The organism is Pseudomonas sp. SWRI179 (genome assembly GCF_014268705.1).
Taxonomy (GTDB): domain Bacteria; phylum Pseudomonadota; class Gammaproteobacteria; order Pseudomonadales; family Pseudomonadaceae; genus Aquipseudomonas; species Aquipseudomonas zanjanensis.
The window spans coordinates 50914-70634 of sequence record NZ_JABWRA010000002.1 but is presented as its reverse complement, the minus strand read 5'-3'; the positions used below and the strand labels follow the sequence as shown (position 1 = coordinate 70634).

Annotated in this window: 17 protein-coding genes; 3 read left to right on the top strand and 14 right to left on the bottom strand. The window is 60.5% G+C overall.

What is annotated here, in order from left to right; genetic code table 11:
* Nucleotides 1-66 precede the first annotated feature (66 nt).
* The 5 genes from HU767_RS01650 to gabT form a co-directional block, all read right to left on the bottom strand.
* Nucleotides 67-1317: a cation:dicarboxylase symporter family transporter gene (locus HU767_RS01650; protein WP_186728319.1), complete on the bottom strand. Its 1251-nt coding sequence runs from the start codon at nt 1315-1317 to the stop codon at nt 67-69.
* A gap of 111 nt (nt 1318-1428) precedes the next feature.
* The gene (locus tag HU767_RS01645; protein ID WP_186728318.1) at nt 1429-1854 is read right to left on the bottom strand and encodes a VOC family protein; all 426 of its coding nucleotides are present in this window, start codon (nt 1852-1854) and stop codon (nt 1429-1431) included.
* Between the two features lie 188 nt (nt 1855-2042).
* On the bottom strand, nt 2043-2531 hold the full coding sequence (locus tag HU767_RS01640; RefSeq protein ID WP_008146530.1) for a winged helix-turn-helix transcriptional regulator: 489 nt from the start codon (nt 2529-2531) through the stop codon (nt 2043-2045).
* A gap of 46 nt (nt 2532-2577) precedes the next feature.
* On the bottom strand, nt 2578-3234 hold the full coding sequence (locus HU767_RS01635) for a 2-haloalkanoic acid dehalogenase (protein ID WP_186728317.1): 657 nt from the start codon (nt 3232-3234) through the stop codon (nt 2578-2580).
* An 89-nt stretch (nt 3235-3323) separates the two neighbouring features.
* On the bottom strand, nt 3324-4616 hold the full coding sequence (gabT, locus tag HU767_RS01630) for a 4-aminobutyrate--2-oxoglutarate transaminase (RefSeq protein WP_186728316.1): 1293 nt from the start codon (nt 4614-4616) through the stop codon (nt 3324-3326).
* Between the two features lie 286 nt (nt 4617-4902).
* On the opposite strand from gabT, the gene HU767_RS01625 reads away from it, so the two are divergent.
* The 3 genes from HU767_RS01625 (at nt 4903) to HU767_RS01615 (ending at nt 7653) form a co-directional block, all read left to right on the top strand.
* The gene (locus HU767_RS01625; protein ID WP_186728315.1) at nt 4903-5829 is read left to right on the top strand and encodes a glyoxylate/hydroxypyruvate reductase A; all 927 of its coding nucleotides are present in this window, start codon (nt 4903-4905) and stop codon (nt 5827-5829) included.
* Nucleotides 5830-6054: 225 nt separating this feature from the next.
* Nucleotides 6055-6912 carry a GNAT family N-acetyltransferase gene (locus HU767_RS01620; protein WP_186705632.1) on the top strand — a complete coding sequence of 286 codons (858 nt, stop codon included), beginning with the start codon at nt 6055-6057 and terminating at the stop codon, nt 6910-6912.
* Between the two features lie 36 nt (nt 6913-6948).
* On the top strand, nt 6949-7653 hold the full coding sequence (locus HU767_RS01615; RefSeq protein ID WP_186705633.1) for a cupin domain-containing protein: 705 nt from the start codon (nt 6949-6951) through the stop codon (nt 7651-7653).
* 445 nt (nt 7654-8098) lie between these two features.
* Here HU767_RS01615 and HU767_RS01610 read toward each other — a convergent pair whose 3' ends face one another.
* The 9 genes from HU767_RS01610 to HU767_RS01570 form a co-directional block, all read right to left on the bottom strand.
* Nucleotides 8099-9178, bottom strand: a complete 1080-nt coding sequence (locus HU767_RS01610; RefSeq protein WP_186728314.1) for a tartrate dehydrogenase — start codon at nt 9176-9178, stop codon at nt 8099-8101.
* Nucleotides 9179-9212: 34 nt separating this feature from the next.
* The gene (locus tag HU767_RS01605) at nt 9213-10670 is read right to left on the bottom strand and encodes an NAD-dependent succinate-semialdehyde dehydrogenase (RefSeq protein ID WP_186728313.1); all 1458 of its coding nucleotides are present in this window, start codon (nt 10668-10670) and stop codon (nt 9213-9215) included.
* Between the two features lie 131 nt (nt 10671-10801).
* On the bottom strand, nt 10802-11959 hold the full coding sequence (gene argE, locus HU767_RS01600) for an acetylornithine deacetylase (protein WP_186728312.1): 1158 nt from the start codon (nt 11957-11959) through the stop codon (nt 10802-10804).
* Nucleotides 11956-13797 carry an ABC transporter ATP-binding protein gene (locus HU767_RS01595; RefSeq protein WP_186728311.1) on the bottom strand — a complete coding sequence of 614 codons (1842 nt, stop codon included), beginning with the start codon at nt 13795-13797 and terminating at the stop codon, nt 11956-11958. Before HU767_RS01595 ends, argE begins: the two co-directional genes overlap by 4 nt.
* 1 nt (nt 13798) lies before the next feature.
* Nucleotides 13799-14674, bottom strand: coding sequence for an ABC transporter permease (locus HU767_RS01590; RefSeq protein ID WP_186728310.1), 876 nt, complete (start codon nt 14672-14674; stop codon nt 13799-13801).
* Nucleotides 14671-15627 (bottom strand): ABC transporter permease, encoded by a 957-nt coding sequence (locus HU767_RS01585; protein ID WP_186728398.1) that lies wholly within the window; start codon nt 15625-15627, stop codon nt 14671-14673. The genes HU767_RS01590 and HU767_RS01585 overlap by 4 nt, the downstream gene beginning before the upstream one ends.
* 40 nt (nt 15628-15667) lie before the next feature.
* Entirely contained in the window at nt 15668-17314 is a 1647-nt protein-coding gene (locus tag HU767_RS01580; RefSeq protein WP_186705639.1) for an ABC transporter substrate-binding protein, read from the bottom strand.
* Nucleotides 17315-17397: 83 nt separating this feature from the next.
* Nucleotides 17398-18672, bottom strand: coding sequence for an FAD-binding oxidoreductase (locus HU767_RS01575; RefSeq protein WP_186728309.1), 1275 nt, complete (start codon nt 18670-18672; stop codon nt 17398-17400).
* 36 nt (nt 18673-18708) lie between these two features.
* Nucleotides 18709-19377 (bottom strand): haloacid dehalogenase type II, encoded by a 669-nt coding sequence (locus HU767_RS01570; RefSeq protein WP_186728308.1) that lies wholly within the window; start codon nt 19375-19377, stop codon nt 18709-18711.
* Nucleotides 19378-19721: the final 344 nt, after the last annotated feature.

The window sequence follows — 19721 nt, the reverse complement described above, 5'->3', positions numbered from 1 at the left end:
CGGCAATAAAAAAGAGCTCTCGACGCTGTTACGTGGAGAGCCCTTTTGTGTCGCTGCCCCGGCGTTCTAAGCGCCCACGGCATTTTTCCGTACAAGCGGTGCCTTTTCCCACTTGGCGATCACCAAGGGCGCAATCGCGTTACCCAAGACGTTCAAGGTGGTGGTTCCACTGTCGATAATCCTGAAAACCCCGGCGATCAACGCGACCCCCTCCAATGGCAGCCCGGCTGACGCCAGGGTCGCCGACAGAATAATGATCGCGAAACCAGGCACACCTGCAGCGCCCTTCGACGTCAATACCATCGTGACTACGAGCAAGATCTGCTGAGTCAATGAAAGATCGATGCCGTACAGCTGGGCAATGAAGATCGTCGCCACACCGAGGAAAATCGAAGCCCCGTCCAAGTTGAAGGCATAGCCCACTGGCACGACGAAACTGACGATACGCGCAGGGACGCCGTACGCTTCAAGCTTGGTCATCAATTGCGGCATGACCGCTGCTGAGGCAGCGCTCGAAAACGCCAGAATCAACTCATCCCGGAAATACTTGATCAACTTGAATACATTCTCACCGATCAAGTAGCAAACGCCCCCCAGTAAAACCAATGCAAAAGTAATCAGCGCGAGATAGACCACGCCAATCAACTTGAGCAAGGGTAACAACGAGGCGAATCCAAAAGTCGCAACGGTTGCTCCGATCATGCCAAACACACCAATCGGTGCATACGCCATGACAAACGACACGACCTTGAACATCGCATCAGAAAAGCCTTGGATGATTGCAATGACGGGTGCGCTCTTCGCTTTGGGCAATGTATTCAGCGCCATTCCGAGCAGGACGGCAAAAAACAACACCGACAACAACTTCGCTTCCGACATCGCCACGATCACGTTATCCGGCACGATGTTTTGCAGGATGACCAGTGCACCTTTGGACGGTTCAATGGTGACCGCCGAGCTACCGTTGTGGGCGATGCCAGCAATCTGGGTGCCCTGACCAGGCTCGAACAGATTGGCAAAGCACAGCCCCAGCACGATGGCCAGGGTGGTAATCGCAAAAAAGTAAATCAGGGACTTTGCCCCCATAAGACCGAAGGACTTGTTATCGCCGCCCCCGGCAATGCCGAGGATCATGCAGCAAAAAACAATGGGGACAACGACCATTTTCATCATCTTGATGAAAATGTCGCCGAGGGGTTTAAGCACTTCGGTACTGACCCAAACCTGATGTTGCGGGTGGGTATTGAAGTACCAACCAACGAGCACGCCGAGCAACAGACCAGCAACGATCTGCCAAACCAATGGGATACGTTTCATGTCTAGCCTTTTTTTTGGAATGAAAGGACTGCTTAAGGGCAGTAGCTAGATTCATGAGCTTCCAGCTCATTTGAAATTTCCTGGCGCGATGTATTCGCGCCAGGTTTTTTATTATTTTGCGAAGAGCTGACTCATATCCTTGAAGGCTTTGAACTCAAGTGCATTACCACAGGGGTCGAACAAGAACATGGTGGCCTGTTCCCCCACCTGCCCTTTGAATCGAATGTAGGGTTCAATGACGAACTTGATATCGAAGGCTCTCAAGCGCTCGGCCAGCGCTTCCCATTGTGCCCATTCCAGAATGATCCCGAAATGAGGCACCGGTACGTCGTGACCGTCTACGGGGTTGCTATGGACGCTTTCTTGAGAAGCGGTTTTAGGGTGCTCATGGATGACCAATTGATGGCCGTAGAAATCGAAGTCGACCCACTGGTTGCTGGAGCGCCCTTCGGAAAGACCAAACACTTCACCGTAGAATGTGCGTGCGGCGGCCAGGTCATACACGGGGATTGCGAGGTGGAAAGGAGAAAGACTCATCGGGACTCCGGGCTGCAATTTTTATTGATTTCCGAACGGACAACGGGCTCGCTGTCTGCCGGGCTTCTTAGGCCATATTCATGCTAAAGCCGCACACGCCTTAAAAAAATCAATATAAATTTTCTACAAGCACAAATTTTTTTGTTGCTTGTGAGCAGTCCAAAAGCTCGGTTTGCCGCCAGGATGTATCAGTGACGCAACAACCTACGCAACGGCACCCCATCCTTTAGCACCGGGGACTTGATGACGATGTAGCTGAAGTACTTGGAAATGCCGATGTTCTTGTCCAGCAACCCTTCGATGACTTCCTGATAATGCTGGATGCTGCAGGTCATGAAACGCACGAGGTAGTCGTAGCCGCCGCTGATCAAATGGCACTCCAGTACTTCATCGACCAAGCGGATATTGGATTCGAACTTGGCGAAGTCCTCGCGCTTGTGGTCGCTCAGCGTGATTTCAGTGAAGACCGTGACCGAGTCAGTGATCTTGGCCAGGTTGAGATGAGCCCTGTAGCCGGAAATATAACCCGCCGACTCAAGCCGCTTGACGCGCTGCAGGCATGGGCTGGATGACAGCCCCACGGCATCGGCGAGACTGACGTTGGTCATTCGACCGTCCTTTTGAAGTTCAACAAGGATACTGATATCAATTCGGTCTAGTTTTATTAAACCTTCCATCGTGTACCCCTCGGTTGTCTTCAGGTTGACAGTGGTTTTAGCAAATTCAACGGCGCAAAGATAGCTGATGCTGAGCGACCAGGTCGGCCATGCTGGTGATGTAGAAATCGGCAGAATATTCTTGATTATCAGGCTCATGGCCACGGCGGATCAGGCACAGGCCCGCTGACTTTGGCGCTTGTGCAGGTGGCCTGGACACTTGCATGATGTTTTCTGGCTTGAGCGCGTTCGCCTGCAGCCATGCCCCATCTTCCAATGGATTGTTCGCTCGGGAATGCAAGTCCTCGGGAGGGATTCCCAAACGCTCGCAGAGGGGCTCGCGATCCTCGGCATCGCGGTCGCAATACACCAGCAACCGATAGAATTTGCGCAGGTACAACATCGCGCCGGGCGCGTCCTCGAACAGCGACCAGTTGCCTGCCGAACGGGCAAAGCTCATGCCCTCCTCCCAACTGACCTTGAGCCCCAGGCGCTCTGCCAGTTGACGATGGGCAAAGCACAACAGACCACTGAAGCCGAGTTCGGAGAAACGCGGATAGAGCCCGCGCACCGCCGCGTCGAATTCCGCCAACACCGCGTCCCTGTCTGGCGTGCCCGGGTAGTTGTCGAGCAAGGGTTGCAGGGCCGTCCAGACACCGGAGTCCCTATCGACCAGGACTTCGTCGCAATCGATCAGCAGCGCGCGATATTCAGTCAGGTGCATGTGTCGCCTCCCATGATGCATTCATCAATCCATCTGCGCTAAATGCCCTCGGTCAGCACCTCGTTACAGGTGCCGACCGAGACCTGAGATTAATCCAACACGCGTAGCAAAGCTGCTTCAAGAATGTTCAGTGCTTCGTCGATCTGGCTTTCTTCGGTGACCAAGGGAGCCAAGAAGCGCAGGACATTGCGGTACACCCCGCATTTGATCACCAACAGCCCGCCTACCCTGGCCTGGTCGATCAGTTGCTGGGTGAGTTCGGCGTCGGGGCTGCGGGCCTCATCGTCCTTGATCAATTCGATGGCGAGCATGAAGCCGGTGCCGCGTACGTCACCGATACGTGGGTGACGTGCCTGCAAGCCCAGCAGGCCCTGACGCAGCCGCTCGCCCAATGCCTTGCCACGCTCGAGCAGTTGTTCCTGTTCGTAAGCTTCGATCACCGCCAACGCCGCCGCACACGCCAGGGCGTTACCGCCATAGGTGCCGCCGAGACCACCGGGCAAGGGCGCGTCCATGATGTGCGCACGCCCCACTACGCCGGAGATGGGCAAACCACCTGCCAGGCTCTTGGCGACGGTGACCAGGTCTGGCTGAATCCCGGCGTGCTGGAAACCGAACCATTTGCCGGTACGGCCGAAGCCGGTCTGGATTTCATCAAGGATGAGCACGATGCCGTGTTGCTCGGTCAGGGCCCGCAGCGCCTGGAGAAACTCTGGCGGCGCGGACAGGAAGCCGCCGTCGCCCTGCACCGGCTCGATGATGATCGCTGCAACGCGATCCGGAGCGACTTGGGTCGCCAGCAATTCGTTGAGGGCCTGCAACGCCATTTCGCTGCTGAAACCGCGGTAGGCATTCGGGTACGGAGTATGGAAGACCTCAGGCGCGAGGGGACCGAAATTCTGCTTGTAGGGCTGGCTCATGCCCGTCAGCGTCGTACCCAGCAAGGTACGCCCATGGAAACCGCCACGGAAGGAAATGATGGCGGGACGATTGGTGTGGGCGCGGGCGATCTTCACCGCGTTCTCCACCGCCTCCGCGCCGGACGTGAACAGCGCCGCCTTGTAGGCTTGCTCGCCACCCACCAGCTCGCACAGGCGCTTGACCAGGTCGAGGTAGGGTTTGTAGGCCACGACCTGGAAGCAAGCATGGCTGACCTTCTGCAGTTGGGCCTGCACCGCCGCGACCACCTTCGGGTGATTGTGGCCAATGTTCAAGACGCCAATGCCGCCGACGAAGTCCAGATAGCGCGCCCCGTCCACGTCCCACAGCTCGGCACCCTGGGCCCGGTCGATGACCAGCGGATGCGCGGTGACCAGACCCCGTGGCACGAATTGATCGCGTTGACGGAGCAAGCTTGGGGTTTCTTCGACTTTACTGTTCATGGCATCTCCCACAGTGAACCAGGCAACCGGGAAACGGTTGCGATGTGTTCCACAGGTTAAGCGTTCGACGCAATTGTCTAAGCCGAACTTGGCCTCTGGGAAATTCGGATCGACTGTTTTCACACTGGCAAACAGCAGATTCCTTCAGCCGCCTCCAGCCCCATGGAATCTGCCGGCAAACGCCCCATACAACGCAGTGTCGCCGGATTACGCAGGCTCTTTTGATACATCCTGCTTTACCACTCGGGCATGCTGGATGTTCCCTATCCTTTACGAGAAGTGACCCATGGCCCTGCTTTATAAAGCCGACCCGGTACGCGGCGAACAATGGAAGCGTCTGTTCGCCGAGCACGCGCCGGATATCGAATGGCGTGCCTGGCCGGACATCGGCGATCCGAAGGACATTCGCTACCTCGCCGCTTGGCAGGCGCCGGACGACCTCGAAACGGTGTTGCCGAATCTTGAAGTGCTGTTTGCGTTGTCGGCCGGGGTCGACCAGCTTGACCTTGATCGCCTGCCGATGCCCCTGCCGGTGGTGCGTCTACTCGATCCTGGCATCACCCGGGGCATGTGCGAGTACGCCAGTTTCGCCGTGCTCAGCCTGCACCGGGATATGCTTCGTTATCGCCAGCAACAGCTCGCCCGGTGCTGGCAGGCGCACTTGCTGCAACCGGCGGCCCAGCGTCGGGTCGGCGTGATGGGGCTTGGCATGCAGGCCCAGCAGATCCTGGCCACCTTGAAGACCTTTGGTTTCGCCTTATCTGGCTGGGCACGCAGCGAACACACTATCGTTGGCGTGGATTGCTTTGCCGGTGACGAACAACTCCCGGCGTTCCTCGGCCAATGCGACATCGTGATCTGTGTCTTGCCATTGACCGAGCAGACCCAAGGGATTCTCAACCGTCAAATGTTCCAACACCTGCCCCAGGGCGCGGCGCTGGTCAACATGGGCCGCGGTGGGCACCTGGTAGAAGCAGATCTGCTTGAGGCGTTGGCCAGCGGCCAGCTCAGTGCCGCGGTGCTCGACGTCTTGCAACAGGAGCCGGCCGCACCGGATCACCCGTTCTGGCAACATCCGCAGATATTGCTGACGCCGCATATCGCGGCGATGACCCAACCCGAAAGTGCCTTTGGCGTGCTGCTGGACAATATCCGTCGGCATCAACGAGGCGAATCGATGCTCGGCCAGATTGACCGCCAGCGACGTTATTGACCCGCATCGCCCACGCGTCGACGAAAAGCACCGACGAAAAAACCGCTGATATTTGCTGCTGGGCCGGCTGCGGATTTGAGCAATAACTGCGGCGCGTGAAGCCGCAACTTATGCAATCTACCGAATCGATGCCGGCCTCTTGTCAGGCCTGGCGGCAGGTGAGATACCAATCCTTTCAGCGGAGAAATCCGACCGGTCACGCTCCCTTGTCCATGGAGATCTGTCATGTCCAACTCGCAACGCCCTGTCTATGCCTATCGCCCCATGACCGCTGCCGATGTGGCGGCGGCCCATGCCTTGTCCGTGCAGTTGAAATGGCCCCACCGTTTGGAAGACTGGGCCATGCTGCAGCGTGCCTCCCAAGGCTTTGTCGTCGAGGACGAAGGGCGTTTGATCGGTACCGCGTTCACTTGCCCGCAGGGTGATTACGCCACGATTGGCCTGGTGATCGTCAGCGATGAGTACCAGGGCCAGGGCATCGGGCGCAGATTGATGGAACTGGCGCTCGAAGCGTGCGGTTCGCGGACCGCCGTGCTCAATGCGACGCTGGCCGGCGCGCCCCTTTATGCCAGCCAGGGATTCGTTGACTTTGGGCATATCCAGCAGCATCAAGGGAACGTATTGCCCCCTGCCCCCACGGACCTGCCATCCGGTGAGCGTCTGCGCCGCCTGACCGACACCGATCGAAACGAGGTGATCGAACTCGCCAATGCCGGCAGCGGCCTGGACCGGCATGCCGTGCTCAACGATCTGTTCGACAGTGTCGACGACATCGTGGGCATCGAGCGCGATGGACAACTGCGCGGATTCGCCATTCTGCGTCCCTTCGGCCGCGGTCGTTACATCGGCCCGGTCGTGGCAGAAAATCCAGAGCAGGCCAAGTACCTGATCGCAGTGCTATTGGCGCAAGTACCGGATGCTTTTGTGCGCATGGATGTACTGCCCGACAGCGGCCTCGGTCCGTGGCTGGAAACAGCCGGGCTGAAGCAAGTCGACACCGTCGCCCAAATGGCCCGCGGGACCCCGCCCCAGGCCAGCGGCGGCGTGCACCAATTTGCGCTGGTGACCCAGGCCATCGGCTGATCCCCCCATACCGTCCACTCCCGGAGAAACACCCTCATGCGAGAACCCACTGCCGTGCTGTTGGCCCATGCCAACGGCACTCCCGCGTCAACCGCATTCACCTCCGGCTCATTGGGAGCCAACGATCCTTTTGACCGGCAGATCGCTTATGTCGGGACGGATGACATGGCTGCCGGCATCGTCCAGGCGAGCGGGCCATTCAGCGTCGATGCATACCCCTACAGTGAAACGATCGTGGTCCACGCGGGACACGTCACCCTGCAGAGCCAGGATCACTCGCTCGAACTCAATCCGGGTGACAGCGCCGTGATTGCCCGCGGTACATCGGTTCGGATCGAGGCGCAACCTGGCTCGCTCTGGGCATTCTGTGCCGATATCCAGCCTGTTGAAGTGGGTAATGTCGGGCTGACCGCTTTACCCCCGCACACCCTGCTGTCCCCTTCGACGCCACCGCCTGAGGAATTTTTGCTGAGCCCGACACCGCAATGTCGCTCGAACAACTTGTTCGTCGAGGACGCGACCAACCTGCGCATCGGCATTTGGGATTCGACACCTTATGTCCGTAGGGCGCGGCCCCATACGATGCATGAGTTGATGTACCTGGTCGAAGGCAGCATCATTCTCCAAGTCGATGGCACCCAACTGGCGGTCAACACGGGCGATACAGTGTTCGTACCGCGAGGCGCTCCCTGCGCGTGGAAGAGCAGTGTCTATGTGCGCAAGTTCTATGTTTGCAAGTGATCGCCTGGTGTAGCTTTTCTTGGTGTGAATATCCGTTAACCACGAGGCGGCCTTAAAGCCGACCTGGCTCTCCCAGTCGTACACCCATCAGATCCGTGGGAGCAAAGCTTGCTCGCGATAACGGTGGTTCAGTCGCATGGATGCTGGGCTGACTGGCCTCATCGCGGGCAAGCCCGGCTCCCACAGGGACCGGTGGCGTACACAAATTTCGCGTATACCGCAGCCCCCTTGTGGGAGCGAGCTTGCTCGCGATGGCGGTAGTTCAGTCACATGGATGCTGGGCCTGCTGGCCTCATCGCGGGCAAGCCCGGCTCCCACAGGGACCGGTGGCGTACACAAAATTTCGCGTACACCGCAGCCCCCTTGTGGGAGCGAGCCTGCTCGCGATGGCGGTGGTTCAGTCACATGGAGGCTGGGCCTGCTGACCTCATCGCGAGCAAGCCAATCAAAGCGCCATCGCCACAGCCTGACCCACCTCCTGAGTAGAACCCTGCCCGCCCAAATCAGGCGTAATCGGCCCCTCGGCGATAACCTGCTCGATAGCCCTGAGAATCCCATCATGAGCCGCACGATAACGCTCATCGCCATTGCCAAGGAAATCCAGCATCAAGGCCCCAGACCAAATCATCGCAATCGGATTCGCGATGTCCCGCCCATAGATATCCGGCGCCGAACCATGAACCGGTTCAAACAGCGAGGGAAAACGTCGCTCCGGGTCGAGATTGGCCGACGGCGCGATGCCGATGGTGCCAGCGCAGGCCGGCCCGAGGTCGGACAGGATGTCGCCGAACAGGTTCGACGCCACGACGACATCGAAACGATCAGGCTGAAGCACGAAGCGCGCACACAGAATGTCGATGTGTTGCTTGTCCCAGGTGACGTCCGGGTACTGCTGCGCCATGAGGGCCGTGCGTTCGTCCCAGTACGGCATGCTGATGGAAATGCCGTTGGACTTGGTCGCCGCGGTCAGGCGCTTGCGCGGCCGGGTCTGGGCCAGGTCGAAGGCGAACTTGAGGATCCGGTCCACGCCACGGCGGGTGAACACCGACTCCTGCAGCACGAACTCGTGCTCGGTGCCTTCGAACATCTTGCCGCCAATCGAAGAATATTCGCCCTCGGTGTTTTCGCGAATCACCACGAAATCGATGTCCCCGGCTTCGCGCCCTGCCAACGGGCACGGCACACCGGGAAACAACCGCACCGGACGGATATTCACGTACTGGTCGAAGTCCCGACGAAACTTCAACAGCGAACCCCACAGGGAAATATGATCCGGCACCTTGTCCGGCCAGCCCACGGCGCCAAAATAAATCGCGTCGAAGTCCTTGAGCTGCTCGAACCAGTCGTCGGGCATCATCTGCCCGTGCTCCAGGTAATAATCGCAGTTGGCCCAGTCGAGCACTTCAATGCTCAAATCCAATTGCCATTTCTTTGCGGCCTGCTCCAATACCCGCAACCCTTGCGGCAAGACTTCCTTGCCAATGCCGTCGCCGGCAATCGCGGCGATTCTGAATGGTTTGCTCATCAACCGTGCCTCCTCTCTTCAAACGCTGACCGGATCACAACCCACCCATGTGGAAGGCTTTGACTTCAAGGAATTCGTCCAGGCCGTACTTGCTGCCTTCACGCCCCAGGCCCGATTGCTTGATCCCGCCAAAGGGCGCGACGTCCATGGAAATGAGCCCGGTATTGAGACCGATCATGCCGAACTCCAACGCCTCGCCGAACCGCCATGAGCGGCGCAGGTCCTGGGTGAAGAAATACGCGGCCAAGCCATAAGGCGTTGCGTTGGCCGAGGCCAGCGCCTCTTCTTCAGTGCGAAAGCGCATCAGCGGTGCCACCGGGCCGAAGGTTTCTTCGTTGGCCAGCAGCATCCCGGCATGGGTTTCGCCGAGCACCGTCGGCTGGACGAACTGGCTGTCGCCCTGGGGAATCTCACCACAGAGTAGACGCGCGCCCTGGCTCAACGCCTCGTCAATGTGTCGAGCGACCTTGCTGACCGCCGCCGCATTGATCAGCGGGCCTATGTTTACGCCGTCATCCAGGCCATCGCCGACCTTGAGCTTGCCCACCTCCTCCACCAGACGCTGGGCGAAGCGCTCGTAGATCCCGTCCTGCACCAGGATTCGGTTGGCGCAGACGCAGGTCTGTCCCGCGTTGCGGAATTTGCTGAGCATGATGCCGGTCACCGCCTGTTCCAGGTCGGCGTCGTCGAACACGATGAACGGCGCGTTACCGCCCAGTTCCAGGCTCAAGCGCTTGATGTGCTCCGAACTCTGGCGCATCAGCAGCCGACCGACCGCGGTGGATCCGGTAAAGGAAAGCTTGCGCACCGTTGGGTTGCCGGTCAGCTCTTCGCCAATGCCGACAGGCATGCCAGTGACGACATTGAACACCCCGGCGGGAATGCCGACCCGCTCAGCCAGCACGGCCAGGGCCAGGGCCGACAGTGGGGTCAGGTCCGATGGCTTGACCACGATCGTGCAGCCGGCGGCCAGGGCCGGCGCGCACTTGCGGGTGATCATCGCGTTGGGGAAGTTCCAAGGGGTGATCGCGGCGCAAACGCCGACCGGTTGCTTGAGGGTCAGCAAGCGGCGGTCACCGCTGGGTGCCTGGATGGTTTCGCCATAGACCCGTCGGGCTTCCTCGGCGAACCATTTGACGAAGCTGGCGCCGTAGCGAATCTCGCCTTGGGCTTCCGTCAGAGGCTTGCCCTGTTCGCAGGTCAGGATCAACGCCAGGTCGTCGAGGTTGTCGATCATGGCCTGATACCAACGATCCAGCAGCGCCGCCCGTTCTGCCGCCGGACGTGCACGCCACGCCGGCCAGGCACGGTCGGCGGCTTCGACGGCGCGCCGGGTTTCGCTGCCTTGTATTGCCGGTACCCGGGCGAGCACTTCGCCGGTGGCCGGGTTGATGACGTCCAGGGTCGCGGCGTTGTCGGCACCGACCCACTGACCATCGATGTAAGCGAGTTCTACCAGCAGGCTGGGGTCTTTCAGGCGATTCTTGAGCATGGCGTGGAGTCCTGTTCTGAGACAGTCTCCAGTCTATTGAGTCACCATGGATGAGGATGCTGAAAACGCCGGTCCTACAGCCGTCGAATGCTGAAAATCAGTCTTCGACGGCAGGCTTTACCGTGACGCGATCAAACGCGCATCGAGCCCAACAGCCCCTGCAGAAAACGCTCGCCAGCGACGAGCTGGCTGATCTCGATGAACTCGTCAGGCTTGTGCGCCTGTTCTATCGAGCCTGGACCGCAGACCACCACCGGCACGTCCAGGCGTTGCTTGAACAACCCGCCTTCGGTGCCGAACGAGACTTTGGCGGTGCCGGTGTCCGGGGCGGCAAAGTCTTTCAGGAAACGCACCGCTTCGATGCTCGGATGGGTATCGAGGCCCGGGTAGACATTCAAGGTCTCGATTTCGATGGCGGCCACGCTGGAAAGCTTCTTGGCTTCGCTCACGATCAGTTCGGCCCGCTCGCGCATCTGTTCGAGGAACCCGTCCAGGTCGTCCGCTGGCAGGTTGCGCACTTCGAAATCCAGGGTGCACAGGTTGGGCACGATGTTCAGCGCCTTGCCGCCGACAATCTGGCCAACATGCACCGTGCTGTAGGGCACGTCGTAATCGGTGTCCCGTGCCCCCTGCTCTTGCAACTGCTGCTGGCTCTGGCGCAGTGCGGCGATGAAATCGCAAGCCACGTGAATCGCATTGACCGAACGCGGTGCGAGTGAGGAATGCGCTTCCAGGCCGCGGCAGTAGGTGCGGTAGGAACCCTTGCCCTTGTGCCCGAGCACGAACTGCATATTGGTCGGCTCGCCGATGACGCACAGAAACGGCCGAACCGGTGCCAGGTGCAGCACATCGAGCAAACGACGCACCCCCACGCACCCGATCTCTTCGTCATGGGACAGCGCCAGTTGCAAGGGCCGGCTCAATGGCTGCTCGCTGGCATCGAGCATGGCGTCGATGGCCAGTGCGATAAAACCCTTCATGTCGCAACTGCCCCGGCCATAGATCCGCCCGTCCCGCACCGTCGCCTCAAACGCCGGGACGGTCCAGGCCTGCCCCGCCGCCGGCACCACGTCGGTATGACCGGACAGGAGGATCCCCGGCACGTCCCGGGGGCCGGTACTGGCAAACAGATTGGCTTTCTGGCCGCTTTCATCCTGGACGATCAGCGACTCGATGCCCTTGGTCAGCAGCAGATCGCGCACGTACTCGATCAAGGCCATGTTCGATTCCGACGAGACGGTATCGAAGGCCATCAGCCGTTTGAGAATATCCAATACACGGGGTTTCATGCGTATGCCGCCACGGTCAGATTGTTCGATTGCTGGGTTTTCATTAGTTCGGCGCTATCGTGATGGCAGAGGATCTCACTGCCGCCGACAATCATCCGCCGCTGCGGCGCGACGCAATTGCACAGCCCGTCTACCCGTACCGGGCAGCGACTGAGGAAGGTACACAGCCCGGGCACATTGGCTTTCGGGCCAACGGGCGGCAGCGTCTGGCAAGTCGTTGCGCCGCAGGTTTCCAGCCAGCCCTGGCGCAGCTCCGGTACGGAATGGATCAACAGGTCGGTATACGGATGGAACGGCGCCTCGGCATAGGATTGGCGGCTACCGGCCTGGACCTTGTGCCCGCTGTACATCACCACGATGTCGTCGCACAAGGCGCGCACGGTGGAAATGTCGTGGCTGATGAACAGATAAGACACTCCCAGTTGCTGGCGCAGATCGCGCAGCAGTTCGAGAATCGCCGCGCCGACGACGGTGTCCAGCGCCGAGGTCACTTCGTCGCAGAGGATCAGGTCCGGCTTGGCCGCCAAGGCCCGGGCCAGGTTGACCCGTTGCTTCTGGCCGCCGGACAGTTCGTTCGGGCGTCGGTCCGCCATCGTGCGCGGCAAACGCACCAGGTCCAGCAATTCGCCGATACGCTCGCGCAACGCCGCGCCCTTGAGGCCGAAGTACATCTTCAGCGGACGGCTCAGGATCGTGCTGATGCTGTGCATCGGGTTGAGGGCAGTGTCGGCATTCTGGAAGACCATTTGAATGCGTCGGAACTGCTCATTCGTGCGCGACGACAGGCTGCCCCCCAAGGGCTGGCCATCGAAGGTCAGCCCGCCAAGGGCCGGCACCAGCAATCCGGCCACGACCCGTGCCAGGGTCGATTTGCCAGAACCCGACTCGCCAATGACGCCAATGGCCTGGCCTCGGCGAACCGTCAGGTCGATGTCTTCCAACACCCGAATCGCTGGCATGCCCTGGGCGTTCTTGTTGCCGTAGCCGGCGGTCAGCCCTTGGATGGTCAGCAGTGGCGTGTCCTGGGCGATGTCGCTCGGCGGACGGATCGTCGTGTCCGGCCGCGCCGCTGCCAACAAGCTGCGGGTGTATTCGTGGGCCGGAGCCTTGAGCAAAGGCGCCGTGGCGCTGTGTTCGAAGATTTCACCGCCATTGAGCACGACGATCTGGTCAGCCATCTGCGCCACGACGGCGAGGTCGTGGGACACATAGACCGCCGTGGCCCCCCGTTCACGCACCACTCGTTTGAAGGCCCGCAGTACATCGATCTGGGTCGTCACGTCCAGGGCCGTGGTCGGCTCGTCGAGCACCACCAGCAACGGATCGCTGATCAGCGCCATCGCCGCCATCACCCGTTGCAGTTGCCCACCGGACACCTGGTGGGGATAGCGCTGGCCGATGCGTTCAGGGTCTGGCAAGGCCAGGTCGCGGAACAATTCGATGGCCTTGGCCTCAAGCTCTGCGCTACTACCCAGGCCATGAATCAGGGCGCCTTCCACCACTTGGTCGATGAGTTTCTTCGCCGGGTTGAACGCTGCTGCAGCGCTCTGGGCGATATAGGAGACCCGATTGCCGCGCAACTTCTGCAACTGGCTTTCGCCCAACGCCAGCATGTCATGCTCGCCGATTTGCACGACGCCGCCCGCCAGTCGGCACCCGCGCCGGGCATAACCGAGCAGCGCCAGGGCGATGGTGGTCTTGCCGGAACCGGACTCGCCGATCAACGCCAACACTTCGCCTTTTTCCAGGGAGAAGCTGACGCCCTTGACGATGTCCACCTCACCGCGTTCGCCACAGGCGACCACGCGCAGGTCCTGTACTCGAATCAACTCGCTCATTTCAATGTCCTCCCGAACGTCGGCTACGTCGCGACGACAACCGGTCGATGAACAGATTCACGCCGATGGTCAGGGTGCCGATGGCCAGTGCTGGAATCACAATAGCCGGTGCCCCTTGATTGAGCCCACCGATGTTCTCGCGCACCAGCGAGCCCAGGTCGGCATCCGGCGGTTGCACGCCCAGCCCCAGGAAACTCATGCCACTGAGCAACAGCACGATGAAACCAAAGCGCAGGCCCAGGTCCGCCAGCACCGGGTTGAGGATGTTCGGCAGGATTTCCACGCAAGCGATGTACAGGCGACGCTCGCCCCGGGTACGGGCCACTTGCACGTATTCCAGGGCCTCGATATTCACCGCCATGCTGCGGGCGATGCGGAAGGCGCCGGGGGTATAGCTCAACACCGCCGTACAGATCAGCAAGGTGACCGAAGAGCCGAAGGCCGAGACCATGATCAGCGCGAGCATCTTGCTGGGGATCGAAATGAACGCGTCCATCAGGCGACTGATCAACTCATCCAGCCACTTGGGCGACACCACCGACAGCAATGCCAGACTGGTTCCCAGGGTGCTGGACAACACCGCGGCCACCAACGCCAGGCCGACGGTGAAGCGCGCGCCGACGAGGATCCGGCTGAGCATGTCGCGGCCCAGGTAATCGGTGCCTAACGGATACGTGGCGCTGAGGCTGTCGAACACGTTGTCGGAGACCACCTCCCCCACCGGATGTGGCGCCAGCCACGGGCCGAAGATGGCCACCAGCAACCAGATCACACACATCGCAGCACCGACCAGGCCCAGCCAGGACTTGGTGTGGGCGTCTTTGCCCAACCCCAGCGCAACGGCCGCCGTCGGGGACTTCACAATGAGGTTGTTCATTGGTTTCTCAGCCTCGGATTGGACAGTATCGCGCACAGGTCGGCAATCAAGACCAACGCCAGGTACGCCGTACAAAACAACATGGTGCAGGCCTGGACCAGGGCCATGTCGCGGTTGGTCACGGCATCGACCATCAGGCTGGCGATGCCGGGATAGTTGAAGATCGTTTCGACGATCACCACCCCGCCCAACAAGTAGGACAGGCTCAGGGCGATGGCATTGGCGATGGGGCCGATGGCATTGGGCAAGGCATGCCGAAGTACGATGCGGATATTGCTCACGCCTTTGAGCCGCGCCATTTCCACGTAAGGGCTGTCGAGCTGATCGATCACCGCCGCCCGGGTCATGCGCGACATTTGCGCGACGATCACGCAGCACAGCGTCATGACCGGCAATGCGTAGGTGCGCATGAATTGCCAGGGTGAGGTGATGTCACTGGCGTAGGACAGCGCCGACAACCAGCCCAGGTTCACCGCGAAGATCAGCACCGCCAAGGTGGCGACCAGGAATTCCGGCACCGCCACCATGGTCAAGGTGAAAAAACTCAGGAAGCTGTCGATGCGCCCGCCCCGGCCCATGGCCGAACCGATGCCCAGGGCCAAGGCCACAGGCACCGACACCAACGCGGTGGCAGCCGCCAGCATCAACGTGTTGGGGACCCGGCCGGCCATCAGATCGATGACCGGCATGGCATTGGACATGGACATGCCCAGGTCACCGCTGAGCAGGCTCGTCAGCCAGTGCAGGTATCGCAACACACCGGGCTGGTCCAAACCCATTTTCGTCCGCAGGGCCGCCACCTGTTCTGGCGTGGCGAACTGCCCCAGCGCCTGTTGCGCCGCGTCTCCCGGCAGTACCGCCGTGATGGCGAATACCACCATGGAGACAATCAACAAGGTCACGACCGCCGCCCCCAGGCGGCGGCCAATCAACCAGAGTGTGTTGCTGTTCATCATCCGACCCTCATGCAATATGGCCCAAACCCGACGTTCATCAGGCGTCCAGCCAGACTTGCTCGGCAAACATGTAGCCCATGAAACCGCCCAGGGGGTTGGCGCCGTAGCCCTTGACGCGCTGATCGGCACCGTCGATGTTGCTGATGAACACCGGGACGCCAATACCACAGTGCTCATGCACCAGCACTTGCATGTCACCGTACATCTTGCCGCGCTTGGCCTCGTCGGTTTCACCGCGGGCCTGGATCAACAGCTGGTCGAACTGTTCGTTTTTCCAGCCGGACTCATTCCACGGCGCACTCGACTGGAAGAACTGCGAGAACAACATGTCGGCATTCGGCCGTGGGTTGATGTTGCCAAAGCTCAGCGGGTGCTTGGCCCAGTGGTTGGACCAATAGCCATCGCTCGGCAGGCGGTTGACGTTGAGCTTGAGCCCGGCCTCCTTGGCGGACTGCTGCAGCAACACCGCGACGTCCACCGAGCCGGTCGCCGCTGGCGAGCACATCAGCGGCATGCTGATGTCTGCCATGCCGGCCTTCTTGAGCAGGAACTTGGCCTGCTCCGGATCGTAGGCCCGTTGCGGCAGTTCGGCGTTGTAGAAGCGTGCGCCGGGGGCGATCGGATGGTCGTTGCCGACCCTGGCGTAACCCCGGAAGATCGCCGACTTGACCTGTTCCCGATCCAGCAGCAGCTTCATGGCCTGGGTGAATTCCGGGCTTTTGCCAGGCATCTGGTCCTGACGAATGATCAAGTCAGTGTAGTTGCCCGACGGTGAGTCAATGACCCGGTGCTTGGCGCTGTCCTTGATGCGAGTGGTCGAGCGCGGGTTGACCTCGTTGACGATGTGCACGTCCCCTGACAACAGGGCGTTGATCCGTGACGATTCGTCGGCGATGCCGATGAATTCGATCTCGTCCAGGTACGGCAAGCCGGGTTTCCAGTAATTGGTATTGCGCACGCCAATGGAACGCACCCCAGGCTTGAACTCCTTGACCTTGAACGGACCGGTACCGACGCCCTGGCTGAAATCGCTGGTGCCCTCTGGCACGATCAACATGTGAGAAACGGCCAGCACCGACGGCAATTCAGCGTTGGGGCCGGTCAACTGTATCTGCACTTCATGGGTGCCGACGGCTTTGACGTCAGCGAACTGCGACGCCAGCGGCAAGACCTTGGAGCCGGTGATCGGATCCTTGTGCCGCAACAACGAAAACACCACGTCGGCGGCGGTCAGTGCCTTGCCATTGTGGAAGGTCACTTCCTTGCGCAGGCTGATCACCCAGAGCGTGGCGTCGGTGGTTTCGATACGCTCGGCCAGTTCCAGTTGCGGCACCATGTGGCTGTCGAAACGCGTCAGCCCGTTATAGAACATGTAGTGGCGCACATAGTCGGTGGACGACGAACCTTTGGCCGGGTCCAGGGTGTCGGCGGTGGAGCTGGTCGAGCCTGCGACACGGATGCGACCGCCAGGCTTGCCTTTGCCAGGGGTTGCGGCCTGCTCATCGGCGAACAACTTGCCGGCGGCGCCGAACAGGCTACCCGCGCTCGCCACCGTCACCCCGGCCAATCCGAGCATTTGCAAAGCATTGCGGCGCGACATGCCGCGATTGAGCCCTTCGAAGATGCGCAGACTTTCCGTACCTGTTATCAGCTGGGTGTCGATACTGTTTTTTTTGTCAGTCATGTCAGTTCTACCTTTCGGAAGTGATAAGGCTCGATGGCTCGCGATTAACGCAATGTGTTGAAACGTGAAGCGTCCCCCGCCACTCAGTGCAAATAGTCTTGAAGGCGGTAATACGCACCGACCAGGGGCAGGAACCAGGGCTTGCCAAAATGTCCGGGGATGGCTGGCCAATCGAGCTCGCGCCAAGGGTTGGCCTCGACCTTGCCGGCCATGACGTCGGCCATGACTTGGCCCATGTGCACCGACATCTGCACGCCGTGGCCGCTGTAGCCCATGGAGTGATAAATGCCACCGTGCTGGCCGGCCCGGGGCAGTCGGTCGGAGGTCATGTCCACCAGACCACCCCAGCAATAATCGACCTTCACGTGAGCCAACTGCGGGAACATCCGCACCATCGCTGCGTGCAGGACTTTGCCGCTCTTGGCATCCGACACGCTGTCAGACATGGCGAACCGCGCACGCCCGCCAAACAGCAGGCGGTTGTCCGGCGTCAGGCGAAAGTAGTTGCCGATCATGCGGCTGGTGACATAGGAGCGATGGGCCGGCAGCAAGTTGTCGATCAGCGCCTGGGGCAACACCTCGGTGGCGATCACGAAACTGCCCACGGGCACGATCCGCCGCCGATACCAGCCCAACCCACCCTGCTGGGAGGTGCCAGTGGCCAGCAGGACCTGCGTGGCGTGGAGCGATCCCTTGGTGGTATTGACCCGATAGCCACCGGCGCTGGCTTTCCAGTCCGTGACGGACACGCCCTGGAAGATCAACGCGCCGTGACGAGATGCGGCTTCGGCCAACCCGACCCCGAAACGCCCGACATGCATCTGCACGCCGTTGCGTTGCAGCAAGCCGCCATGGAACTGGGCCGAATTGACTTCAGCGAGGGTCTCCTGGGCAGACAGCAACTCGACCTCGGCATCGACCTCCCGCCGGATCAATTCGCAGGTGCGCGCCAAGCCTTCGTAATGCAGGGGCTTGGCCGCCAGCTTGAGCTTGCCATTGCGCTTGAGGTCGCAGGCAATCTGCTCCTGCTCCACCAGCGAGACAACGCTTTGCACGGCGCTTTCATAGGCCTGGTAATAGGCGCGTGCTTTATCGGCGCCGAGACTGGCGCTCAGTGCCGCGTAGTCCTGGGCAACGCCGGTATTGCATTGGCCGCCATTGCGCCCCGAGGCTTCGCCAATGACCCGCCCGCCTTCCAGCACCACCACATTGGCGCCCTTCAAGGCCAGGGCCCGGGCCGCGGCCAGGCCAGTGAAACCACCGCCGACGATGGCCACGTCGACCTGCCCGGGCAACGCACCGAGCTGGGCACCGGTGAATGCCGGTGCGGTATCGAGCCAGTAAGACTCACTGCCCATGTCTAACCCCTTATGCCTTGAAGAGTGCCCAGAGACTCAGAGCCCGACCAGACCGGCCAATCCGCCGATGTCCGGGATCTGGTGGTAGCTGTAGCCAACGTTCCCAGGCAGCTCATGACCACGGGCCACGAACGCTTTGTTTTTGATCTTCATGTCGTCGGCCGACATCAGGTCATAACGGAAGCTCGAGGACACGTGCAGGACATCCTCCGGCCCGCAGCCGAGGTTATCGAGCATGAACTCGAAGGCGGCCAGGCGCGGCTTGTAGGCTTGGGCTTGTTGAGCCGTGAACACTTTATGGAAAGGCGCGCCGAGCTTGTCGACGTTGGACATGATCTGCTCGTCCATCGCGTTGGAGAAAATCACCAGGGGGATCTTGTCGGCGATTTTCGACAGGCCTGCCGGTACATCAGCATGGGGGCCCCAGGTCGGTACGGCATCGTAATAGAGCTGGCCTTCGTCTTTGTACTCGACGCCCCAACGCTTGCAGACCCGGGCCAAGGCAGTCTTGAGGATTTCATCATATGGCCGCCAGTCACCCATCACCTGGTCCAGGCGATAGGCCGAGAAATCCTTGACGAACTGGTCCATCTGCTCGGCAGGGACCCGATCGGCGAACAGCTCGCGCGTCATGGTGCCCATCTGAAAGTTGGTCAACGTGCCGTAGCAGTCAAAGGTAATGAACTTGGGGCGAAGGAAGCTCATGAGTGCAGTCCTGAGTGATGGTTGAGGTCATGAGGGGCAAGCAGTTGCGCCGTTCTGCAAGGCTGGGTGCAACGCTGCATCACGGATTTATTACAGCATCATGAGACCGTGCATAAACGGTTAAAAGTATAGGTCGCTTGGCACAAACCACCGTTTTTCGGGGCCTGCTCAGCAGACTGTGCGGGATGCGCCAAGCGCGGGCATTGGCACCGTTTTCAAGGGACTTACGGGCGCAAATGGTGCGCAAAAATCCACGTGAGCCGCTGTATGCGGCAGAATCTACGCCCGCGCTACCCCTGCAAAAACAAGAACGGGCGCCTCCCTTTCAGGAGGCGCCCGTTCAT

Coding starts and splice junctions, on each gene's coding strand:
- HU767_RS01650 (WP_186728319.1), bottom strand. CDS start 1,317: ATGAAACGTATCCCATTGGTTTGGCAGATCGTTGCTGGTCTGTTGCTC.
- HU767_RS01645 (WP_186728318.1), bottom strand. CDS start 1,854: ATGAGTCTTTCTCCTTTCCACCTCGCAATCCCCGTGTATGACCTGGCC.
- HU767_RS01640 (WP_008146530.1), bottom strand. CDS start 2,531: ATGGAAGGTTTAATAAAACTAGACCGAATTGATATCAGTATCCTTGTT.
- HU767_RS01635 (WP_186728317.1), bottom strand. CDS start 3,234: ATGCACCTGACTGAATATCGCGCGCTGCTGATCGATTGCGACGAAGTC.
- gabT (WP_186728316.1), bottom strand. CDS start 4,616: ATGAACAGTAAAGTCGAAGAAACCCCAAGCTTGCTCCGTCAACGCGAT.
- HU767_RS01625 (WP_186728315.1), top strand. CDS start 4,903: ATGGCCCTGCTTTATAAAGCCGACCCGGTACGCGGCGAACAATGGAAG.
- HU767_RS01620 (WP_186705632.1), top strand. CDS start 6,055: ATGTCCAACTCGCAACGCCCTGTCTATGCCTATCGCCCCATGACCGCT.
- HU767_RS01615 (WP_186705633.1), top strand. CDS start 6,949: ATGCGAGAACCCACTGCCGTGCTGTTGGCCCATGCCAACGGCACTCCC.
- HU767_RS01610 (WP_186728314.1), bottom strand. CDS start 9,178: ATGAGCAAACCATTCAGAATCGCCGCGATTGCCGGCGACGGCATTGGC.
- HU767_RS01605 (WP_186728313.1), bottom strand. CDS start 10,670: ATGCTCAAGAATCGCCTGAAAGACCCCAGCCTGCTGGTAGAACTCGCT.
- argE (WP_186728312.1), bottom strand. CDS start 11,959: ATGAAACCCCGTGTATTGGATATTCTCAAACGGCTGATGGCCTTCGAT.
- HU767_RS01595 (WP_186728311.1), bottom strand. CDS start 13,797: ATGAGCGAGTTGATTCGAGTACAGGACCTGCGCGTGGTCGCCTGTGGC.
- HU767_RS01590 (WP_186728310.1), bottom strand. CDS start 14,674: ATGAACAACCTCATTGTGAAGTCCCCGACGGCGGCCGTTGCGCTGGGG.
- HU767_RS01585 (WP_186728398.1), bottom strand. CDS start 15,627: ATGAACAGCAACACACTCTGGTTGATTGGCCGCCGCCTGGGGGCGGCG.
- HU767_RS01580 (WP_186705639.1), bottom strand. CDS start 17,314: ATGACTGACAAAAAAAACAGTATCGACACCCAGCTGATAACAGGTACG.
- HU767_RS01575 (WP_186728309.1), bottom strand. CDS start 18,672: ATGGGCAGTGAGTCTTACTGGCTCGATACCGCACCGGCATTCACCGGT.
- HU767_RS01570 (WP_186728308.1), bottom strand. CDS start 19,377: ATGAGCTTCCTTCGCCCCAAGTTCATTACCTTTGACTGCTACGGCACG.